The 16,241-nt window shown below is 66.3% G+C and carries 17 protein-coding genes; 8 read left to right on the top strand and 9 right to left on the bottom strand.

Annotation, left to right across the window (positions count from 1 at the left end; translation table 11 throughout):
• Window positions 1-3 precede the first annotated feature (3 nt).
• The gene (locus BST12_RS06175) at window positions 4-1,338 is read right to left on the bottom strand and encodes a condensation domain-containing protein (RefSeq protein WP_083112137.1); all 1,335 of its coding nucleotides are present in this window, start codon (window positions 1,336-1,338) and stop codon (window positions 4-6) included.
• Window positions 1,339-1,541: 203 nt separating this feature from the next.
• On the opposite strand from BST12_RS06175, the gene BST12_RS06180 reads away from it, so the two are divergent.
• Window positions 1,542-2,765, top strand: a complete 1,224-nt coding sequence (locus BST12_RS06180) for a peptidoglycan DD-metalloendopeptidase family protein (RefSeq protein ID WP_083112138.1) — start codon at window positions 1,542-1,544, stop codon at window positions 2,763-2,765.
• Window positions 2,766-2,776: 11 nt separating this feature from the next.
• Here the strand turns inward: BST12_RS06180 and BST12_RS06185 are convergent, their stop codons facing one another.
• Entirely contained in the window at window positions 2,777-3,847 is a 1,071-nt protein-coding gene (locus BST12_RS06185; RefSeq protein WP_139801514.1) for a hypothetical protein, read from the bottom strand.
• A 98-nt stretch (window positions 3,848-3,945) separates the two neighbouring features.
• On the bottom strand, window positions 3,946-4,518 hold the full coding sequence (locus BST12_RS06190) for a class I SAM-dependent methyltransferase (protein WP_083112140.1): 573 nt from the start codon (window positions 4,516-4,518) through the stop codon (window positions 3,946-3,948).
• Between the two features lie 44 nt (window positions 4,519-4,562).
• Between BST12_RS06190 and BST12_RS06195 the strand changes: the two genes are divergently transcribed.
• Window positions 4,563-5,969 carry a DNA polymerase IV gene (locus BST12_RS06195; protein ID WP_083112141.1) on the top strand — a complete coding sequence of 469 codons (1,407 nt, stop codon included), beginning with the start codon at window positions 4,563-4,565 and terminating at the stop codon, window positions 5,967-5,969.
• Here BST12_RS06195 and BST12_RS06200 read toward each other — a convergent pair.
• The gene (locus tag BST12_RS06200; protein ID WP_083112371.1) at window positions 5,934-6,863 is read right to left on the bottom strand and encodes an asparaginase; all 930 of its coding nucleotides are present in this window, start codon (window positions 6,861-6,863) and stop codon (window positions 5,934-5,936) included. The genes BST12_RS06195 and BST12_RS06200 overlap by 36 nt on opposite strands.
• Window positions 6,864-6,938: 75 nt before the next feature.
• On the opposite strand from BST12_RS06200, the gene lspA reads away from it, so the two are divergent.
• Together lspA and BST12_RS06210 are read left to right on the top strand one after the other, a co-directional pair.
• Window positions 6,939-7,547 (top strand): signal peptidase II, encoded by a 609-nt coding sequence (gene lspA, locus BST12_RS06205; RefSeq protein WP_083112142.1) that lies wholly within the window; start codon window positions 6,939-6,941, stop codon window positions 7,545-7,547.
• The gene (locus tag BST12_RS06210) at window positions 7,547-8,473 is read left to right on the top strand and encodes an RluA family pseudouridine synthase (RefSeq protein ID WP_083112143.1); all 927 of its coding nucleotides are present in this window, start codon (window positions 7,547-7,549) and stop codon (window positions 8,471-8,473) included. The genes lspA and BST12_RS06210 overlap by 1 nt, the downstream gene beginning before the upstream one ends.
• 9 nt (window positions 8,474-8,482) lie before the next feature.
• On the opposite strand, the gene BST12_RS06215 is transcribed toward BST12_RS06210, so the two are convergent.
• Window positions 8,483-9,253, bottom strand: coding sequence for a class I SAM-dependent methyltransferase (locus BST12_RS06215; RefSeq protein ID WP_083112372.1), 771 nt, complete (start codon window positions 9,251-9,253; stop codon window positions 8,483-8,485).
• Window positions 9,254-9,383: 130 nt separating this feature from the next.
• Between BST12_RS06215 and BST12_RS06220 the strand changes: the two genes are divergently transcribed.
• Window positions 9,384-9,764 carry a YciI family protein gene (locus BST12_RS06220; protein WP_083112144.1) on the top strand — a complete coding sequence of 127 codons (381 nt, stop codon included), beginning with the start codon at window positions 9,384-9,386 and terminating at the stop codon, window positions 9,762-9,764.
• A gap of 46 nt (window positions 9,765-9,810) precedes the next feature.
• A complete protein-coding gene (locus tag BST12_RS06225) occupies window positions 9,811-10,992 on the top strand; it encodes an RNA polymerase sigma factor (protein ID WP_083112373.1) in 1,182 nt (393 codons plus the stop codon).
• Between the two features lie 6 nt (window positions 10,993-10,998).
• Here the strand turns inward: BST12_RS06225 and BST12_RS06230 are convergent, their stop codons facing one another.
• Both BST12_RS06230 and BST12_RS06235 read right to left on the bottom strand, forming a co-directional pair.
• Complete coding sequence (locus BST12_RS06230; protein WP_083112145.1) at window positions 10,999-11,637, bottom strand: lysozyme inhibitor LprI family protein; 639 nt, start codon at window positions 11,635-11,637, stop codon at window positions 10,999-11,001.
• 72 nt (window positions 11,638-11,709) lie between these two features.
• Window positions 11,710-12,120 (bottom strand): group I truncated hemoglobin, encoded by a 411-nt coding sequence (locus tag BST12_RS06235; RefSeq protein ID WP_083112146.1) that lies wholly within the window; start codon window positions 12,118-12,120, stop codon window positions 11,710-11,712.
• A 197-nt stretch (window positions 12,121-12,317) separates the two neighbouring features.
• Here BST12_RS06235 and BST12_RS06240 point away from each other — a divergent pair, with 197 nt between their 5' ends.
• Entirely contained in the window at window positions 12,318-13,334 is a 1,017-nt protein-coding gene (locus BST12_RS06240; protein WP_083112147.1) for an SDR family NAD(P)-dependent oxidoreductase, read from the top strand.
• A gap of 4 nt (window positions 13,335-13,338) precedes the next feature.
• Window positions 13,339-14,142, top strand: a complete 804-nt coding sequence (locus BST12_RS06245; RefSeq protein WP_083112148.1) for an SDR family NAD(P)-dependent oxidoreductase — start codon at window positions 13,339-13,341, stop codon at window positions 14,140-14,142.
• 13 nt (window positions 14,143-14,155) lie between these two features.
• Here BST12_RS06245 and BST12_RS06250 read toward each other — a convergent pair whose 3' ends face one another.
• Window positions 14,156-15,544, bottom strand: coding sequence for a coiled-coil domain-containing protein (locus BST12_RS06250; protein ID WP_083112149.1), 1,389 nt, complete (start codon window positions 15,542-15,544; stop codon window positions 14,156-14,158).
• Complete coding sequence (locus BST12_RS32800) at window positions 15,541-16,197, bottom strand: hypothetical protein (protein ID WP_211281221.1); 657 nt, start codon at window positions 16,195-16,197, stop codon at window positions 15,541-15,543. Before BST12_RS32800 ends, BST12_RS06250 begins: the two co-directional genes overlap by 4 nt.
• Window positions 16,198-16,241: the final 44 nt, after the last annotated feature.

Consider the following 16,241-nt stretch of genomic DNA (forward strand, 5'->3'; position numbering starts at 1 on the left):
AAATCAGTCGATCGCCGCGGTCAGATCGAATTCGGCGAAGGTGGGTGATATTAGCTTGCGCAACTCATCTTTGGAATTTTCCCGGCCGACCAGATAAGCCGTGATCGAGATGCAGATTTTTCCATGGATCCGCATCGAACCCAGGAACAGCTGTCCACCCATGTGCTCAAGGCGGCTCTTCTGGATACCGGGCTCGACAGGTTGCACGAACAGGTAGTCGGCCTCGGTGCCGTCCGGGCGGTTCACTGCGGTGTCGAGCTGACCGGAATTGGAGCAATCGATCGGAAAATCGCTGACTGTCGACAACATAGCCATGAACCTTCGGTAAAGCCATTTCGGTGTCATCGATGTCAGCGGCAACAGCGCTAGCCACTCGTTGGAGCCTGGCGCCTGATCGACAAGTGCCTCTTTTATTTTGACCCGTATCTCGCTGAGGTCTCGCGCCGCGCCCGTCGCGTCGACCCTGACGATCGCTCTCGTCCACGCGTTTCCGCGCGAATCGGCTGGGGCGCGCTCGTTTACCGGCATCCAGAGGGTTACTGTTCCATCGTCAAGAACCCGCCCAACTCTGACTGCGAGTCTGGATGCAAATCCTGCCAGCAGTGAATTACTGGTTCCACCAAGGCGTCTCGCGCGATCATCCCATTCTTCGGCGTCGAGGTACGCGATGAGGGTGGGTACTGCAACAGCCTGATCGGCGCCCCAGTCCCGGGCGGAAATGAGCGTGGCCGCACTGAACGAGAACAGGCCCGCGCGGTTGCGCCAGGCCCACCGCGCGCCTGCGAGCGATGCCCGCATCAACTCCGGCGTGGCGGCCAGGGTGTGCCAGCCGTCCTCGATCAGTGCCCGCCCGAAGGTGCGCGAACCCGCAGGTCGATATCCCAGATCGCGGGTCCTGCCTTCCACGGCATCGGCGATCGCAAGGCACATCCCCACTCCGTCGATAACCACGTGGGAAGCCACCAGACTCACCGCAAACCCACCGTCCTCGAGCGGAAGGACGCCGAGATGCCAGCTGGGTCCGTGTTCCGGATCGATAGGCAAGTGCGCCCGCTCGTCCACCCACGCGCTGAGGTCGGCGCGTCGACGCGGCTTCGCAGCCATGTCGATAGTCCGAGGTGCCGCAGACAGAACCCACCGATCACGCGCGAAACCCAACGGCGATCGTTCGATTCTGCGTCCCATTAAGCCGTAGCCGAGGTTGTGCTGAAAGCGGACTAACCCGTCCAGATCAATTGCACGGTCGTAAACCCAGGTGAACTGAATGAGCGTCGCAAAGCCAAGTGCCCGCAGTGCGAGAAACGCGGCTTGATCGGGGTATGCGAGCCTGTCGTCCACGGCCGTATGCTAGCCAACTCGGTCTAAATCCATTACCGGGATGGTGCCTCTCGTGGTTTGAGAAGAGCAACCGTTTCGCCATTATTGGGTGGCCGAATTCCGGGTCGGGTATCGGCGAAGCGCCATAGGGTGGAACCTGAGTTCTTGCGTACTCGATACGGTTACGGTGGCGGACAGAGGCCCGCCCTGGTAGCGGAGGGGCGATGCGGGTTCTGGCGCTGCTTCGTGTGCACAACGGAGAGCGCACGTTGCCTGCAGCGTTGGATTCGTTATCCGGCTGTTGCAACGACATCTATGTGATTGACGACCGCAGTACGGATAACACCAGCCAGATCCTGAGGCGACATTCTGCGGTGACGAACGTCGTTCGCGCCCGTTCGGATCTACCGCCGACGCCGTGGCTGATTCCTGAGTCCGTCGGGTTGGAATTGCTGTACCGGATGGCTGATTTCTGCCGCCCGGACTGGATTTTGATGATCGATTCGGATCAGCTGGTCGAGTCCGACGTCGATATTCGCGGTGTCCTGTCGCGCCTGCCGCCGGACGTCGCCGCGCTGATGTGCCCGATGATTCCGCGCTGGGACGATCCGGACTTCCCGGACATGATCCCAGTCATGGGAAGCGCGGAATCCGTGCGCGGGCCGTTCTGGCGCTGGCGCCCGGGCCTACGTGCAGGCTCCAAGGCGCTGCATAATCCGCACTGGCCGGCCAACATCACCGACCACGGCCGGATTGAACTGGTGAATGAGATTCGGTTGGTCCACACCGGGTGGGCTTCACTTGCCGAACGGATCGCTAAGGTCGAGCACTACCGCAGGTTAGATCCGAACTGTCAGTTGAACTTCGGAGTCCCCTACGACCGGGCACTGTTGTTCGGCTACGCGCTCGAAGAGATTGATCTGTTGAAGGCCGACTATTGGCGGCGAGTGCGCGGTGACTTTGACCCGGCCGAGCCGGGCGCGCGGCTGCCCATCGACCGGGAGCGGCTGGCTTTCGGTTCTGCCTACGGCCCCAAGGCGGGTGGCTTCCACCCCGGTGTCGACTTCGCCGCCGCGCCGGGGACCCCGATCTATGCCGTTTCTTCCGGAATAGTTTGTCGTGCAGCCGATCTCGACGATAGCACCGGGCTTCGGTCGATCACGGTCTGCAACGCCAATGTCGATACCGTCTACGTCTTCAGATCCGCTGGAGACCGACGGATCACAGTCGAGGATCAGATAACCGCCGGCGCGCGGATCGGCACATTGGGCAGTGAAACCGAATCAATGGACGGGTACCTGCATTTCGAGGTTCATGTCGGCGGTAAGCACACCAGCCCGTTGCGCTATCTGGCGAACATCGGGCTGCAGCCGTGGCCGCCGCAGGGACGCCCACGGCCTGTGCTGGGCAGTTATGCTCCGGTAACGCCGTGCACCATATCCGCCTGACCAACCCGGCGTCATCCGTCGGACGTAGGCATGACCTGCGGGGCCGCGAGCTGTTCAACTAAGGCTCGGCCGGATCGGATCGTCGAGCGCACCTCCTGCAGGAGCTTCGCCGGATGTTGCTGGTCCAATTCACTGAGCCTGTTGTACCGCTCCACCCCGAAGCCCGCTGACTCCACGCGAATTCCGAAGGGCAGCGCCAGAGTTCGCAATGCCTCGAAGTGTAGGTAGGGGACCACCGGCTGACCCGTCACCAGCAAGCACGTAGATCGATGCATGCCAACCGTCTGCGCGGCAAACGTGTACGTGTCACCGGAGTTGGCCCGACGATTCTCCGGGTCTGGCGACGGTGTTTCGAGCAAAGTGATTGGCACACCAAGGTCATTGGTATCGGGTGCGAATTCCCAGACCGTGCGGTCGCGCTGGGGCCGGTCGGCGCGTTCGCGCGCGCGGTGGTCCCGGGCTCGCCGGGTGTCGAGTCCGAACGCGTCGGCTGCCGCGGCCACCAGGAGATCGAATTCCGTCTGTGCCCCGGGAGCACAGGCGGCAACCGCGTCTTGTTCGGAGTCCAGTAGGCGGCGTGAGGCGGCGGCCAACACCACGTGGCCCACACGCCGGCCGGTAGCCATTTCACGCGCGTAGCCGGCCCGGAGCAGGTTCGTATACCGACCCCCGCCGATCACCAGGAGATGGTCGAACTCGGTTGCTTCCGGGGTTGATTCGCCGGTGAGCCCTAGCTCGCCGGCCAGCACAGTGATCTTGTCCAACTGCGAGCCAGGTAATTCCAGGCGGGGAATCAACCACCTGACCGCGCCGGCGGCATCCTGGCTGTGCAACCGGCCGGCACCGCGGGCCCGCGCCCGCCCCCGGTAATCCCACACGGCACTGAACTCGTCCAGAAACGCCAGTCGAGCGCTGAGGTTGAGTTCCTGCGGGAGGCTGCCGCCAAACATGTCGACGAGCTCGGCCAAGGCGGGATTATCTGTCCATGTCTTGACCTGTCGGCGGAGTTCAGCCGAGGGATCACCACCGAATCGGGCCACTGCAGTGGACTCGGTATGGGACGGCGACACGTTCCTTCTCATTTTCGGCGCTGGGGCGTCTCGGTGGTCCGCAGTCTAGCGAAGGAATCACCAGGCCAAGGACTACTTCGACTACTTCGACTACTTCGGCGGGGGAATTTTCACGAATCCGGTTTGACTGCACGCCAGCGTTGCGTGCCGGCATCGACTAGTACGTCGATATCGTGAAATCCCGCTGCGCGCAATCGATCCGGCATGTGCTCCGGCGGCACCGGGTTGCAGGTGTCGCGGAAGTGCAAAATTCTGAACATCACCGACGGCACGCCGTCGCTGCCGGCAAAGACCCCGCCGGGGCGAAGCACCCGGAAGGCCTCGTCGAACAGCCGGTTCTGCAGTTCGGCGGTAGGGACGTGGTGCAGCATCGTGAAAGACATCACCGAGCTGAACTCATCGGCGGGCAAACCGGTATCGGTCCCGTCGCCGTTGATGATGTGCGCGCGGTTTCCGTACTGGTCCTGCAGCCGCTGCGCCATCGAGGCGTCAATTTCGACCGCGGTGAGCTTTGCTGTCTTGTTCACCAGCATTCGCAGAAACGCGCCGTATCCCGGTCCGATCTCCAGAGTGTTGTCGCCCAGTTCTACGCCAGCGAGCGCCCAGGGCAACACGCGCTCTTCCACTTCCCGCGCCCAGCGATTCGAGCTGCAGCACAACCTGTGACACAAGTTCATCGCCATACGGAAGCACGTTAGCCCGTCCAGGAGAAATAGCATCGGCAATCGTGGAGTCCCGTTGGGTGCTGCACCTGGACATGGACGCGTTCTTCGCATCCGTCGAACAACTGACCCGACCCACCCTGCGCGGCCGGCCGGTACTGGTCGGCGGCTTGGGGGGCCGCGGCGTGGTGGCCGGGGCCAGCTATGAGGCGCGGGTATTCGGCGCGCGCTCCGCGATGCCGATGCATCAGGCCCGTCGGCTGATCGGCGTGACGGCAGTGGTGCTGCCGCCGCGCGGGGTGGTGTACGGGTTGGCGAGCCGGCGCGTCTTCGACACGGTGCGCGGCCTGGTTCCCGTCGTCGAGCAACTGTCTTTTGACGAGGCCTTCGGCGAGCCGCAACAACTGGCCGGGGCGTCGGCCGAGGATGTCGAGACGTTCTGCGAGGAGCTGCGACGCCGGGTGCGCGACGAGACGGGTCTGATCGCCTCGGTGGGCGCGGGCTCGGGGAAGCAGATCGCCAAGATCGCCTCTGGCCTGGCCAAACCCGACGGAATTCGGGTGGTCCGGCGGGCCGAAGAACAGCCGTTGCTCGGCGGATTGCCGGTGCGGCGGCTATGGGGTATTGGCCCGGTGGCCGAAGAGAAGCTACATCGACTCGGTATCGAGACGATCGGAGAACTGGCCGCACTGACCGACGCCGAAGCGGCCAACATCCTCGGCGCCTCGATTGGTCCCGCGCTGCATCGGCTGGCCGGCGGCATTGACGACCGCCCGGTCACCGAGCGGGCCGAAGCCAAACAGATCAGCGCTGAATCCACCTTCGCGGTCGATCTGACCAGCCTGGACCAGCTGCAGGAGGCGATCGAGCCGATCGCCGAGCACGCCCATCAACGCCTACTGCGCGACGGCCGCGGCGCACGGACCGTCACGGTGAAGTTGAAGAAGTCCGACATGAGCACGCTGACCCGCTCCGCGACGCTGCCTTATGCGACGACCGAGGCGGGAGCGCTGCTTGTGGTGGCCCGGCGGCTGCTGCTCGATCCGCTGCAGATCGGCCCGATTCGGCTGCTGGGCGTTGGGTTTTCGGGGTTGAGCGACGTGCGCCAAGAGTCGCTGTTTCCGGATCTGGATTTTTCGCCGGAGACCTCGGAGGAAGCCCATCAGGATTTCGAGTCGATGCGCGCCGCGCAGCTGGCCGGCCCGGGCACCGCGCCGTGGCGGATCGGCGATGACGTCGCGCACCGCGAGTTCGGGCATGGCTGGGTGCAGGGCGCGGGCCACGGTGTGGTCACCATCCGGTTCGAGACTCGTGCCACGGGCCCGGGCCCGGCCCGCACCTTCCCCATCGACACCGACGACGTCACCAGCGCCAACCCGGTGGACAGCCTGGACTGGCCCACCTATGTCGGTGAACTGAGGGTCGAGGAGTCGAGTTCACCCCCAGCGGCCGACGACGTCGGCGACCGGTAGCTCGGCCGCCAGCGCCGCCATCAACAGCACCCGGACTTGCGGCGGTGCTAGCCGCGGCGCCATCACTGCGCCGGCCTCAACCAGCTCATGCCCGGGACCGTAATTCGCACCGACCCGCCCACCGGCGACGCGGGTGGACACTGCAACCACGATCCCGTCGCGGCAATGCCGGCGCACTCCGTCGATCACCGCGCGTCCGGCGTTGCCGGAGCCCAGTGCCTCCAACACCACCGCACGCGCCCCGGCAGCCACATACGCGTCCAGCGCTACCGAGTCACTGCCCAAATACGCGGCGACAATGTCAACGCGGGGCGCATCGGCTACGGCGCTGAGGTTGCCAGCATGTGGCCGGGTTTTAGTGCCGGTCAGGGTTAACTGCGTGTCGATGGTGCCCAGCAGCTGTCCGCAGAACCCGCTCAGGTCATCGGTAACCGCCTTGCGCAGGCCCAGCGGCTGCAACACGCGGCCCGCGAAACACACCAACACGCCGAGGTCGCGCGCCTGCGGGCTGGCCGCCACCGCCAGCGCATGACGCAGATTGCCCGGACCGTCGGCGTCGGGGGCGTCGGCGCTGCGCATTGCGCCGGTCAGTACGACCGGTACGTTCCCCGAATAGGTGAGCTCCAGCCAGAGCGCGCTTTCTTCCATTGTGTCCGTGCCGTGCAGGACGACGATGCCGTCGGCATCAGCATCGATTGCAGCCTGTATCGCGGTGCGGATCCGATCCCAGTCGGCCGGTATCAGCTGCGAGCTGTCGATGGACATCAAATCCACGACATCCACGTCCAATCCGGATGTCAGTTCCACACCGCTGCGGGCGGGGCGGCGTACCCCGTCCGTGCCGGTGCTGGTCGATATCGTCCCTCCGGTGGCGATGACGGTCAGCCGGCCCATCAGGGCATCATCTCGCATGCGCGGGACGCCCATCCGCGTGCGGGGACCAGGGTGGGTTTGGGGGATGATGGGAGAGTGCGTGACGAACCAACCGGATCGGGGGATCCGCTGACCTCAGCCAAGGGGACCGGGGACGCTGGCGAACCAGAAGCTCCTGCACCGCCGCGGCGGCTACGCCTGCTGTTGTCGGTCGCGGCGGTCGTTCTGGTCCTCGACATCGTCACTAAGGTACTGGCCGTCAAACTGCTGCCCCCCGGACAGCCGGTGTCGATCATCGGCGACACCGTCACCTGGACTTTGGTGCGCAACTCGGGGGCCGCATTTTCGATGGCCACCGGCTACACCTGGGTGTTGACACTGATCGCGACGGGAGTGGTGGTTGGCATCTTCTGGATGGGACGCCGGCTCGTGTCGCCTTGGTGGGCTTTGGGTCTCGGGATGATCCTGGGCGGCGCCATGGGCAACCTGGTGGACCGCTTCTTCCGGGCGCCCGGGCCCCTGCGAGGTCATGTCGTGGATTTTCTGTCGGTCGGCTGGTGGCCGGTGTTCAATGTCGCCGATCCGTCGGTGGTAGGCGGTGCGATCCTGCTTGTGGTCCTGTCGATCTTCGGCTACGACTTCGACACCGTGGGCCGGCGGAAAGCCGAAGGCGCAACCGGTGGCCGCAAAGCCGATCAACGCTGATGCCCCATCGTTCGATGCCGGTTCCAGAAGGATTGGCGGGCATGCGTGTTGACGCTGGCCTGGCCCGGTTGCTGGGGCTGTCCCGCACCGCCGCAGCCGCGCTGGCCGAAGACGGCGGCGTCGAGCTGGACGGAGTACAGGCAGGAAAATCCGACCGCCTGACGTCCGGCGCCTGGCTGCAGGTGCGGCTGCCCGAGGCGCCAGCCCCGCTGGAGAACACGCCCGTCGAAATCGAGGGCATGACGATTCTGTATTCCGATGCCGACATCGTCGCCGTGGACAAACCCGCGGCGGTCGCGGCACACGCCTCGGTGGGCTGGACCGGCCCCACCGTCCTCGGCGGCTTGGCAGCCGCCGGATACCGGATCACCACATCGGGTGTGCACGAGCGTCAGGGCATCGTGCATCGCCTCGACGTCGGCACCTCGGGCGTGATGGTGGTGGCGATATCGGAGCGGGCATACACCGTGCTCAAACGGGCATTCAAACAGCGCACGGTGGACAAGCGGTACCACGCGCTGGTGCAAGGACATCCGGACCCGTCCAGCGGCACGATCGATGCGCCGATCGGCCGGCACCCTGGCAATGAGTGGAAGTTCGCGGTCACCAAGAACGGCCGACACAGCCTCACCCACTACGACACCCTGGAGGCCTTCGTCGCCGCCAGCCTTCTCGACGTGCACCTGGAAACCGGTCGCACGCACCAGATTCGGGTGCATTTCGCCGCCCTGCACCATCCCTGCTGTGGCGACCTCGTCTACGGAGCCGACCCGACGCTGGCGAAAAAGCTTGGGCTGGAACGCCAATGGCTGCACGCGCGTTCACTGGCATTCGCCCATCCGGCGGATGGCCGGCGGATCGAGATCGTCAGCCCGTACCCACCCGATCTGCAGCGCGCGCTCGACGTGTTACGGGACGAAGGGTGACCGGGTTGCTCAATCGAAGTCCCGGTGCGGTTTGCGCGCTTCGACGAGAACCCGCGTCGGGTGGGTGACGAAGCGCCCCTCGGCCTCGATGCGTTCATGCAATTCGCGCAACCGCTCGTAGTAGGGCTCGACGGTTAAGTCCGGTACCGTCCAGATGAGCTTGCGCAGGAAATAGATGATGGCGCCGATGTCGAAGAACTCAGCTCTGAGCCGCTCCATGCGCATGTCCACGATCTCCAGCCCGGCCGCATGTGCCTGGGCCCGCTGGGCGGCCGGCTCGAGCTGGGACCACGCTTGGGGCTGGGGGCCGATCACGTGCGTGATCAGTTCGCACACCGTCGCCGGTCCGGCATGCTGTGCGAAGTAGACACCGCCCGGGCGCAGCAGCCGGGCAATCTCGCTCCACCACACGGTGATCGGGTGCCGACTGGTCACCAGGTCGAACGACTCGTCGGCGAACGGCAGCGGCGGCTCCTCGCGCGTCGCGACAACCACCACTCCGCGCGGATGCAATCGCTTGGTGGCCAGCGCCGCGTTCGGCGGCCACGATTCGGTGGCCGCCATCGTCGGCGGGAACTTCTCCGCACCCGCCAGCACCTCCCCGCCACCGGTGTGGATGTCCAATGCAGCTGAGGCGCTGGCCAAACGTTGGCTCATCAGCCGTTGGTAGCCCCAAGATGGTCGTTCCTCGGTCGCACGCCCATCGAGCCAGGAGAAATCCCAGCCCTCGACTGGTGCCGCGAGGGCCTCCGCCACCAGAAACTCGAATGAGCGGCCCATGACGTGCATTCTTACCCGGACGTGTGATGGCCGCAGGAATTTCTGGTGGGCGCTCTCACTTGTCGATCGGAGGCCGGGTCAATCGTCATACGGGTGACACCATCGACTCGGTATCGAAAGGGGACACATCATGCAATATTGCCTGCTCATGCACTATCAGGAGGGCGGCGAGATCGGGCTGACCGACGAAGACATGGCGCCCGCGCGAGCGGCGTTCGCCAAGTACGCCGACGACTTGGATGCCGCCGGTGTTCTGGTAGGCACCCAGGTGCTGCAATCGGCGCACGCCTCCACCACCTTCACCGCGCGCGAGGGTACCCCGCGGATTCAGGACGGCCCGTTCGCCGACACGAAGGAACGCCTCGGTGGGGTCTTCGTCGTCGACGTGCCAGACCTCGACGCCGCGCTGTCCTGGGCCGAACGCTGCCCGGCCGCCGCGTGGGGTTCGATCGAAATACGGCCCGTCGCAGTCACTTACGCCAGTGGCAAAGGTTGGTACCAGCCTGAGTGAGGTGGCGGCCCGGGTGGCCGCGGTGGTTAGCGAATCGTACGGCCGGTTGCTGGCGCTGCTGGCCGCACCGACCGGCGACATCGCGGCGGCCGAGGACGCCATCGCCGACGCAATCGAGCGCGCCCTCATCGGGTGGCCCAGCCAAGGGGTCCCGGTAAACCCGGAAGCGTGGATACTCACCGTGGCGCGCAACCGGTTGCGCGACCGCTGGAAGTCGCATGCGTACCGAATGACCGGCCCGCTGCCCGAAACAGAGAGCGCCGCAACCACTTTCGAGGAAGAATGGCGCGACCCCGACGCTATTCCCGATCGCCGTCTCGAGCTGATGCTGGTGTGCGCGCACCCCGCGATCGCCGCCAGCTGCCGAACGCCGCTGATGTTGCAGACGGTGCTCGGCATCGAGGCCGCCGCGATCGCGCGCGCGTTCTCGGTGCCGGCCGCGACGATGGCACAACGGCTGGTCCGCGCGAAACGACGGATCCGCGACGCCCGTATTCCGTTCGTCGTCCCGGACCGGGCCGATCTCGACGAGCGGCTGCCGGCGGTGCTGGAGGCCGTCTACGGTGCCTGGGCGATCGATTGGCAGCTCGAGCCGGCGGGCGCGCCCATCGAGTCGTTGACGGCCGAGGCGCTGCACCTGGCGCTGGTCCTGGCCGAATTGCTGCCCGACGAGCCCGAAGCGCTGGGCCTGGCCGCGCTGGTATGCCTGGCCGAGTCCCGCAGATCGGCGCGGCGCACCGGCAGCGGCGAATTCGTCCCGCTGGACCAACAGGACAGCAGGCTGTGGGATGCGGCGCTGATCGCGCGCGGGGAGGCGCTACTGCATCGCGCCCACCGCCTCGGCCGGCCGGGCCGCTATCAGTACGAGGCGGCGATCCAATCGACGCACTGCGCCCGCGCGGCAGGCGGCCAGGTCGACTGGGTGGCGCTAGGCAAGCTGCACCGGGCGCTACTGCGTGTCGCGCCGTCGTTGGGTGCAATGGTTTCGCTGGCCGTCGTGGACAGCGAGCTGGACGGACCGGAGGCAGGCTTGCGTGCCCTCGACGCGATTACCGACCCGGCGGTCGGAGAGTTCCAGCCCGCGTGGAGTGTCCGTGCGCATCTGCTGGCCGAAGCCGGCCGGCCCGCGGCCGACGCCTACCGCAGGGCCATCGCCCTCACCGTGGACGCCGGGGTCGCCAGATATCTCAACCGGCGCTTGGCCGCCCTTGGCGACGACGAAACCTGATGGCGCTCAGGGTGTTTGACAGACGAACTTGTCGCCGTTGAAGTCCAGGCGCACCTCACCCTGGTGCTCCCAGTATTCGATGCCCTGGCGGCCGTACCGGGCGCCGCTGCCGGACATTTCCACGAACAAGATGTACTGGTCGCCTTTCCAATTCAGTACCGCCGCTTTGGGGTCGAACTGGTTATAGAACTGCGCGGTCAGGGGGCCTTTGTCGGCCGGGCAGCGATAGGTGATCACCTGGGGTGTCGACGTGGCGGGATCGGCGATGGCCAATTGGACCAGTCGCGTCTGGTAGGCCTGCAGCACGCAGGTGGACAGGTCGGGGTTCTGCGCGCACTGGTCACGAGTTGCGGCCCAATTGTTTTCCGCGGCAGTCAGCGCCGCCTTGTCCGCACCCGGACGCTCCAGTGCCTGGGTGTAGGCCGCCTGCAACCGGTGGTCGAGATCGGTCAACTTCGGGTCGGTGCACACCAGCTGCTGGGCGGCGTTGGCCGGCTTGGCGCAGTCGAGCGACGTCCCGGCAACCGGGGCCGCCGGGGCTGCAGCCGGTGATCCGCTGGAAGGCGAACTGGACGCCGGCGGCGTCGCTTTCGAACTGCAGGCACTCAAAACCAGGGCTGCCACGAGCACGGCGATCAGTCTCATATGTGCTGACTACCGGTTGCCATTGGCAGGCGGAACGCGACACGCCCACAACGGGCGGAATTGGCCGGGCGCTCAGACCTTGGCCGTGCTGGTCTCTCCGGATGCGACGTCGGCGGCCAACGGGGCGATGAGACCGAGAATCTCGGTCACCGTCGCCGACGGAACTCCGGCCGCGCTCAGCGCGTCGCCCAGATGTCCGGCGACCAGGCTGAAGTGGTGCATGGTGATTCCGCGTCCCTGATGCACCTGCTTCATCGGCGCGCCGGTGTAGGGCTCCGGTCCGCCGAGGGCGGCCGCAAAGAACTCCGCCTGTTTGCCTTTCAGCCGGCTCATGTTCGTTCCGGCGAAGAACCCCGACAATTGATCGTCGGCCAGCACGCGGACATAGAAGTCCTCGACGACGACCTCGATCGCCTCGTGGCCACCGATTTTGTCGTAGATGCTGACCGGCGCGCGTTTGCGCAAGCGTGAGAGTAGTCCCATCGCGTCAGGCAACCATGGCCAGGTTGCGCGACAGTTAGGCACCGATCACGCCCGGATTGCCTTACGTAACAAGCTGATTGCGGTGTGACGGGGTTCACGTCCGGCGTCGACGCCCCCCTGTGCACCCCCACGGCGGCGGATGCCCTAGGTTGGCCGTATGACCCGTGTCACATCCTTGCTATCAGGAGCGACAATCGATGAATCTCGGTGACCTGACGAACCTCGTGGAAAAACCGTTCGCAACGGTGTCCAACATCATCAACACGCCGAATTCGGCTGGGCGATATCGCCCGTTTTATCTGCGCAACCTGCTCGATGCGGTACAGGGCCGCAAACTCAACGACGCCGTCGAGGGCAGAACCATCCTCATCACCGGCGGGTCCTCGGGCATCGGCGAGGCGGCCGCACACAAGATCGCCGAAGCCGGCGGCACGGTGGCGCTGGTCGCGCGGACGCTGGAGAACCTGGAAAAAGTTGCCGACGACATCCGCGGCAACGGCGGAGACGCCCACGTCTACCCGTGCGACCTGTCCGACATGGACGCGATCGCAGCGATGGCCGACAAGGTGCTCGCCGACCTGGGCGGCGTCGACATCCTGATCAACAACGCGGGGCGGTCGATTCGGCGATCCCTGGAACTGTCCTACGACCGCATCCACGACTACCAGCGGACCATGCAGCTGAACTACCTGGGCGCGGTTCAGCTCATCCTCAAGTTCATTCCCGGGATGCGCGAACGCGGCTACGGCCAGATCATCAACGTCTCGTCGGTCGGCGTGCAGACGCGCGCCCCCCGCTTCGGCGCTTACATCGCAAGCAAGGCCGCGCTGGACAGCCTGTGCGACGCGCTGCAGGCCGAAGTCGTCAACGAGAACATCCGCTTCACCACCGTGCACATGGCGCTGGTACGGACCCCGATGATCAGCCCAACCACCATGTACGACAAGTTCCCGGCACTGACACCGGATCAGGCCGCCGGCGTGATCACCGACGCGATCGTGCACCGGCCGCGGCGGTCCAGCTCGCCGTTCGGTCAGTTCGCCGCGGTGGCCGACGCGGTGAACCCGGCAGTGATGGACCGGGTGCGTAACCGCGCCTTCGGCATGTTCCAGGACTCCGCCGCGGCCAAGGGCAGCGAATCCGCAAGCGACACATCAGGTCTCGACAAGCGCAGCGAAACCTTCCTGCAGGCGACCCGAGGGATACATTGGTGACGTCATGAGTCTGCCGAAACCGAGCACAGAGTCCACCGTCGTCATCACCGGCGCCTCGTCCGGCATCGGTGTCGAACTGGCCAAAGGCCTGGCCGGTCGCGGCTTTCCGCTGATGCTGGTCGCGCGGCGCCGCGAACGTCTCGACGAGCTCGCCGACCAACTGGGCGACGAGTACGACGTCGGCGTCGAGGTGCTGCCCCTCGACCTGTCCGACGCCCAATCCCGGGCCCAGCTGGCCGATCGGCTGCGCAGCGACCCGATCGGGGGCCTGTGCAACAGTGCGGGTTTCGGCACCAGCGGGGTCTTCTACGAGTTGCCGTTCGAACGGGAAAGCGAGGAAGTGACCCTCAATGCGCTGGCGTTGATGGAACTCACCCACGCGGTGCTGCCTGGCATGGTGGAGCGCGGTGCCGGAGCGGTGCTCAACATCGCTTCTATCGCCGGCTTCCAGCCGATGCCCTACATGGCGGTCTACTCGGCCACCAAGGCCTTCGTGCTGACCTTCTCCGAAGCCGTTCAGGAGGAGCTGCACGGGACGGGCGTTTCGGTGACCGCGCTGTGCCCCGGTCCGGTACCCACCGAATGGGCTGAGATCGCCAGCGCCGAGCGGTTCAACATTCCCCTCGCCCAGGTCTCGCCGCAGGAAGTCGCCGAGGCCGCGATCGGCGGGATGCTCGCCGGTAAGCGCACCGTGGTACCCGGCTTGGTGCCCAAGGTCATGAGCACCGGCGGCCGATACATCCCACGGACCCTGCTCCTGCCCGGGATCCGGATCGGCAACAAGTTGCGGGGTGGGCCCGGCCGCTGATGTGTGGCCGGGATCAGTATCTGCGCCAGGGGTGCTCGTCGAGCATCGCGGTGACGAGTTCGACGACGTCGGTGTTTTCGTCCTGGTGGCGCAGTTGCTCGGTAACCGTGGCAATCCGTTGCAGCAGAGCGCCGTACGCGTTGGCGGCGGCGTTGGCGTAAGTGTTGGCGGCCTCGGCCTGCCACTGTGCGCTGTAGTACGACGGCAGGTTGCGCAACTCCTCGGATAGATCCCCGGCCTGCTCCTGCACGGTGCGCAGCAGGTTGCGCACCAGCTCGACGTCGACGCGCCGCCCTGCCCCGGCATCGGCACCGGAGTCTTCGACGAGACCGGCTTCCAGCACGTAGTCGATCTGCCGCAGCACGGAAACCGCATGCTCAATCCGTCCCGTATAGGCAGATGCGCCCAGGGGTGGAATCGGAATGGCCAGCAGTTGCAGTGCCGAGCCGTCGGCCTGTGTGGCCGCCCGGATCTGCTCGACCTCAGCCCGCGCCTGCGCGACGGCCTGGATGGCTTCGGCGACTTCGGCGCGGGTCCGCGAAACCTCGGCCTCGGCAGCTTGGTGGGCGGCCGCGATCTCACCGCTGGCCTGCCCGCGCGCCGCGGCGACCTCCGACGCCGCGTCGGCCCGGACCTGTTCCAGCTCAGCACTCAGCCGGGCCAGCGCCTGCTGCGCGGTCGCGCGCTCGGCCGCCCGCTCGTCGGCTCGCTGTTGGGCGCGCGCTTCGGCGGCGCTGACCCGTTCGCCTGCAGCGGCGACCTCGGCGGCAGTGTCAGCACGGAGCTGTTCGAGCTCGAGGCGCAATTGTTCGAAGGCCTGCCGAGCGGTCGCTTTTTCGGAGGTGCGTTCTCGGGTGCGCTCCTCGGCGCGCGCCTCGGCGGCGTTGACCTGCTCACGTGCCGCGGCGACCTCGGCCGCAGCATCGGCACGGACCCGTTCGAGCTCGGTGCGCAACTGTTCGAAGTCCCGCTGGCTGGTTGCCCGCTCCGCGGACCGCTCCGCTTCCCGCCGCGCCGCCTGCGCCTGTACCTCACGGGCGTGCTCGTGGGCTGTCGTGGCATCTCGTGCGGCTTGTTGGAGTTCCGTGCGCGCCAGCGCCGCGGCGGCTTCGGCGTCTTTCTTTCCCTGTTGGGCCTCGCGGGCGTGCCCCTCGGCCAATACCCGCAAGTGGTCCGCCTCGACCAGCCGCATTACGGCCGACAACCGCTTACGGTCCGGCCCCGTGCGGTTGCGGTGTGCGACCAGATCCGGCTCGCTCATCGCCGCGACCGCGAGCAACTCGGCGGGGGCGGGTTTCTCGAGCCGGTCGGCTGCGGCTACCGCAACCGCGGCGGCGCGTTTGGCCAGAGCCGCCCACGCCTCGGGATCGAGGTCCTCGATGTGTTGGCGTGTGGTGGTCACCCGCGCCAACGCCTTCCCTTGACCGCGGCGACGTCGGGGGGTTCGTCGGCTGGCGGCGGTGGCGGCGGTGGCGGCGGTGGCGCCGATGGCCCCGGTGACGGTGGCCCCGGTGGCGGCGGTGGCGGCGTGGGGATCACCTGAGTCGAATCTTCGCCCAGATTCGCCTCCGGTGCCGGCCGAGCGGCCGTCAGGCCAGCAAGTGAGCCGGCCTGCTGTGCCAGCACCAAAGAGAATTGATTGAGATACACCATCACGGATGCGGCCAGCGTTTCATCGCCGAGCTGCTCGGCGTCGCGGAGCAGCCCGCGCAGCAGTTCCAGGGCAAGTTCGGGACCCAGGCCCAGCGTGGCACTTTCGCTGGACGCCGGTTCCATCCCCGCGGTTTCCACCACCCATACCAGCCGCTGCCAGCATCGCGCAATTGCCGCGGCGCGCTGCTCGTCTTCGCGAAGCTCTTGGTGGTGGCGCTCTTGTTGCTCAATCAGTGCCCGGTGCCGCTTGGTGGCGCGGCGGGCGGCGAACATCGCGATCAGCGCCAGGATGAGCACTGCGGCCAGCGCCGCGGCGCCACCGAAACCCGCAGACGTCAAGAAGTCGCGCGCCGAGGGTAGTTCATCTGAGGAAAGCCAAAGTCCTTCCGCAACAAGACTCATGGCTCGGACCGTACCCGTGAAACCGCTCATTGACGAAGCGGGGG

It is taken from the genome of Mycobacterium angelicum (assembly GCF_002086155.1).
In the GTDB taxonomy this organism is placed as follows: Bacteria; Actinomycetota; Actinomycetes; order Mycobacteriales; family Mycobacteriaceae; genus Mycobacterium; species Mycobacterium angelicum.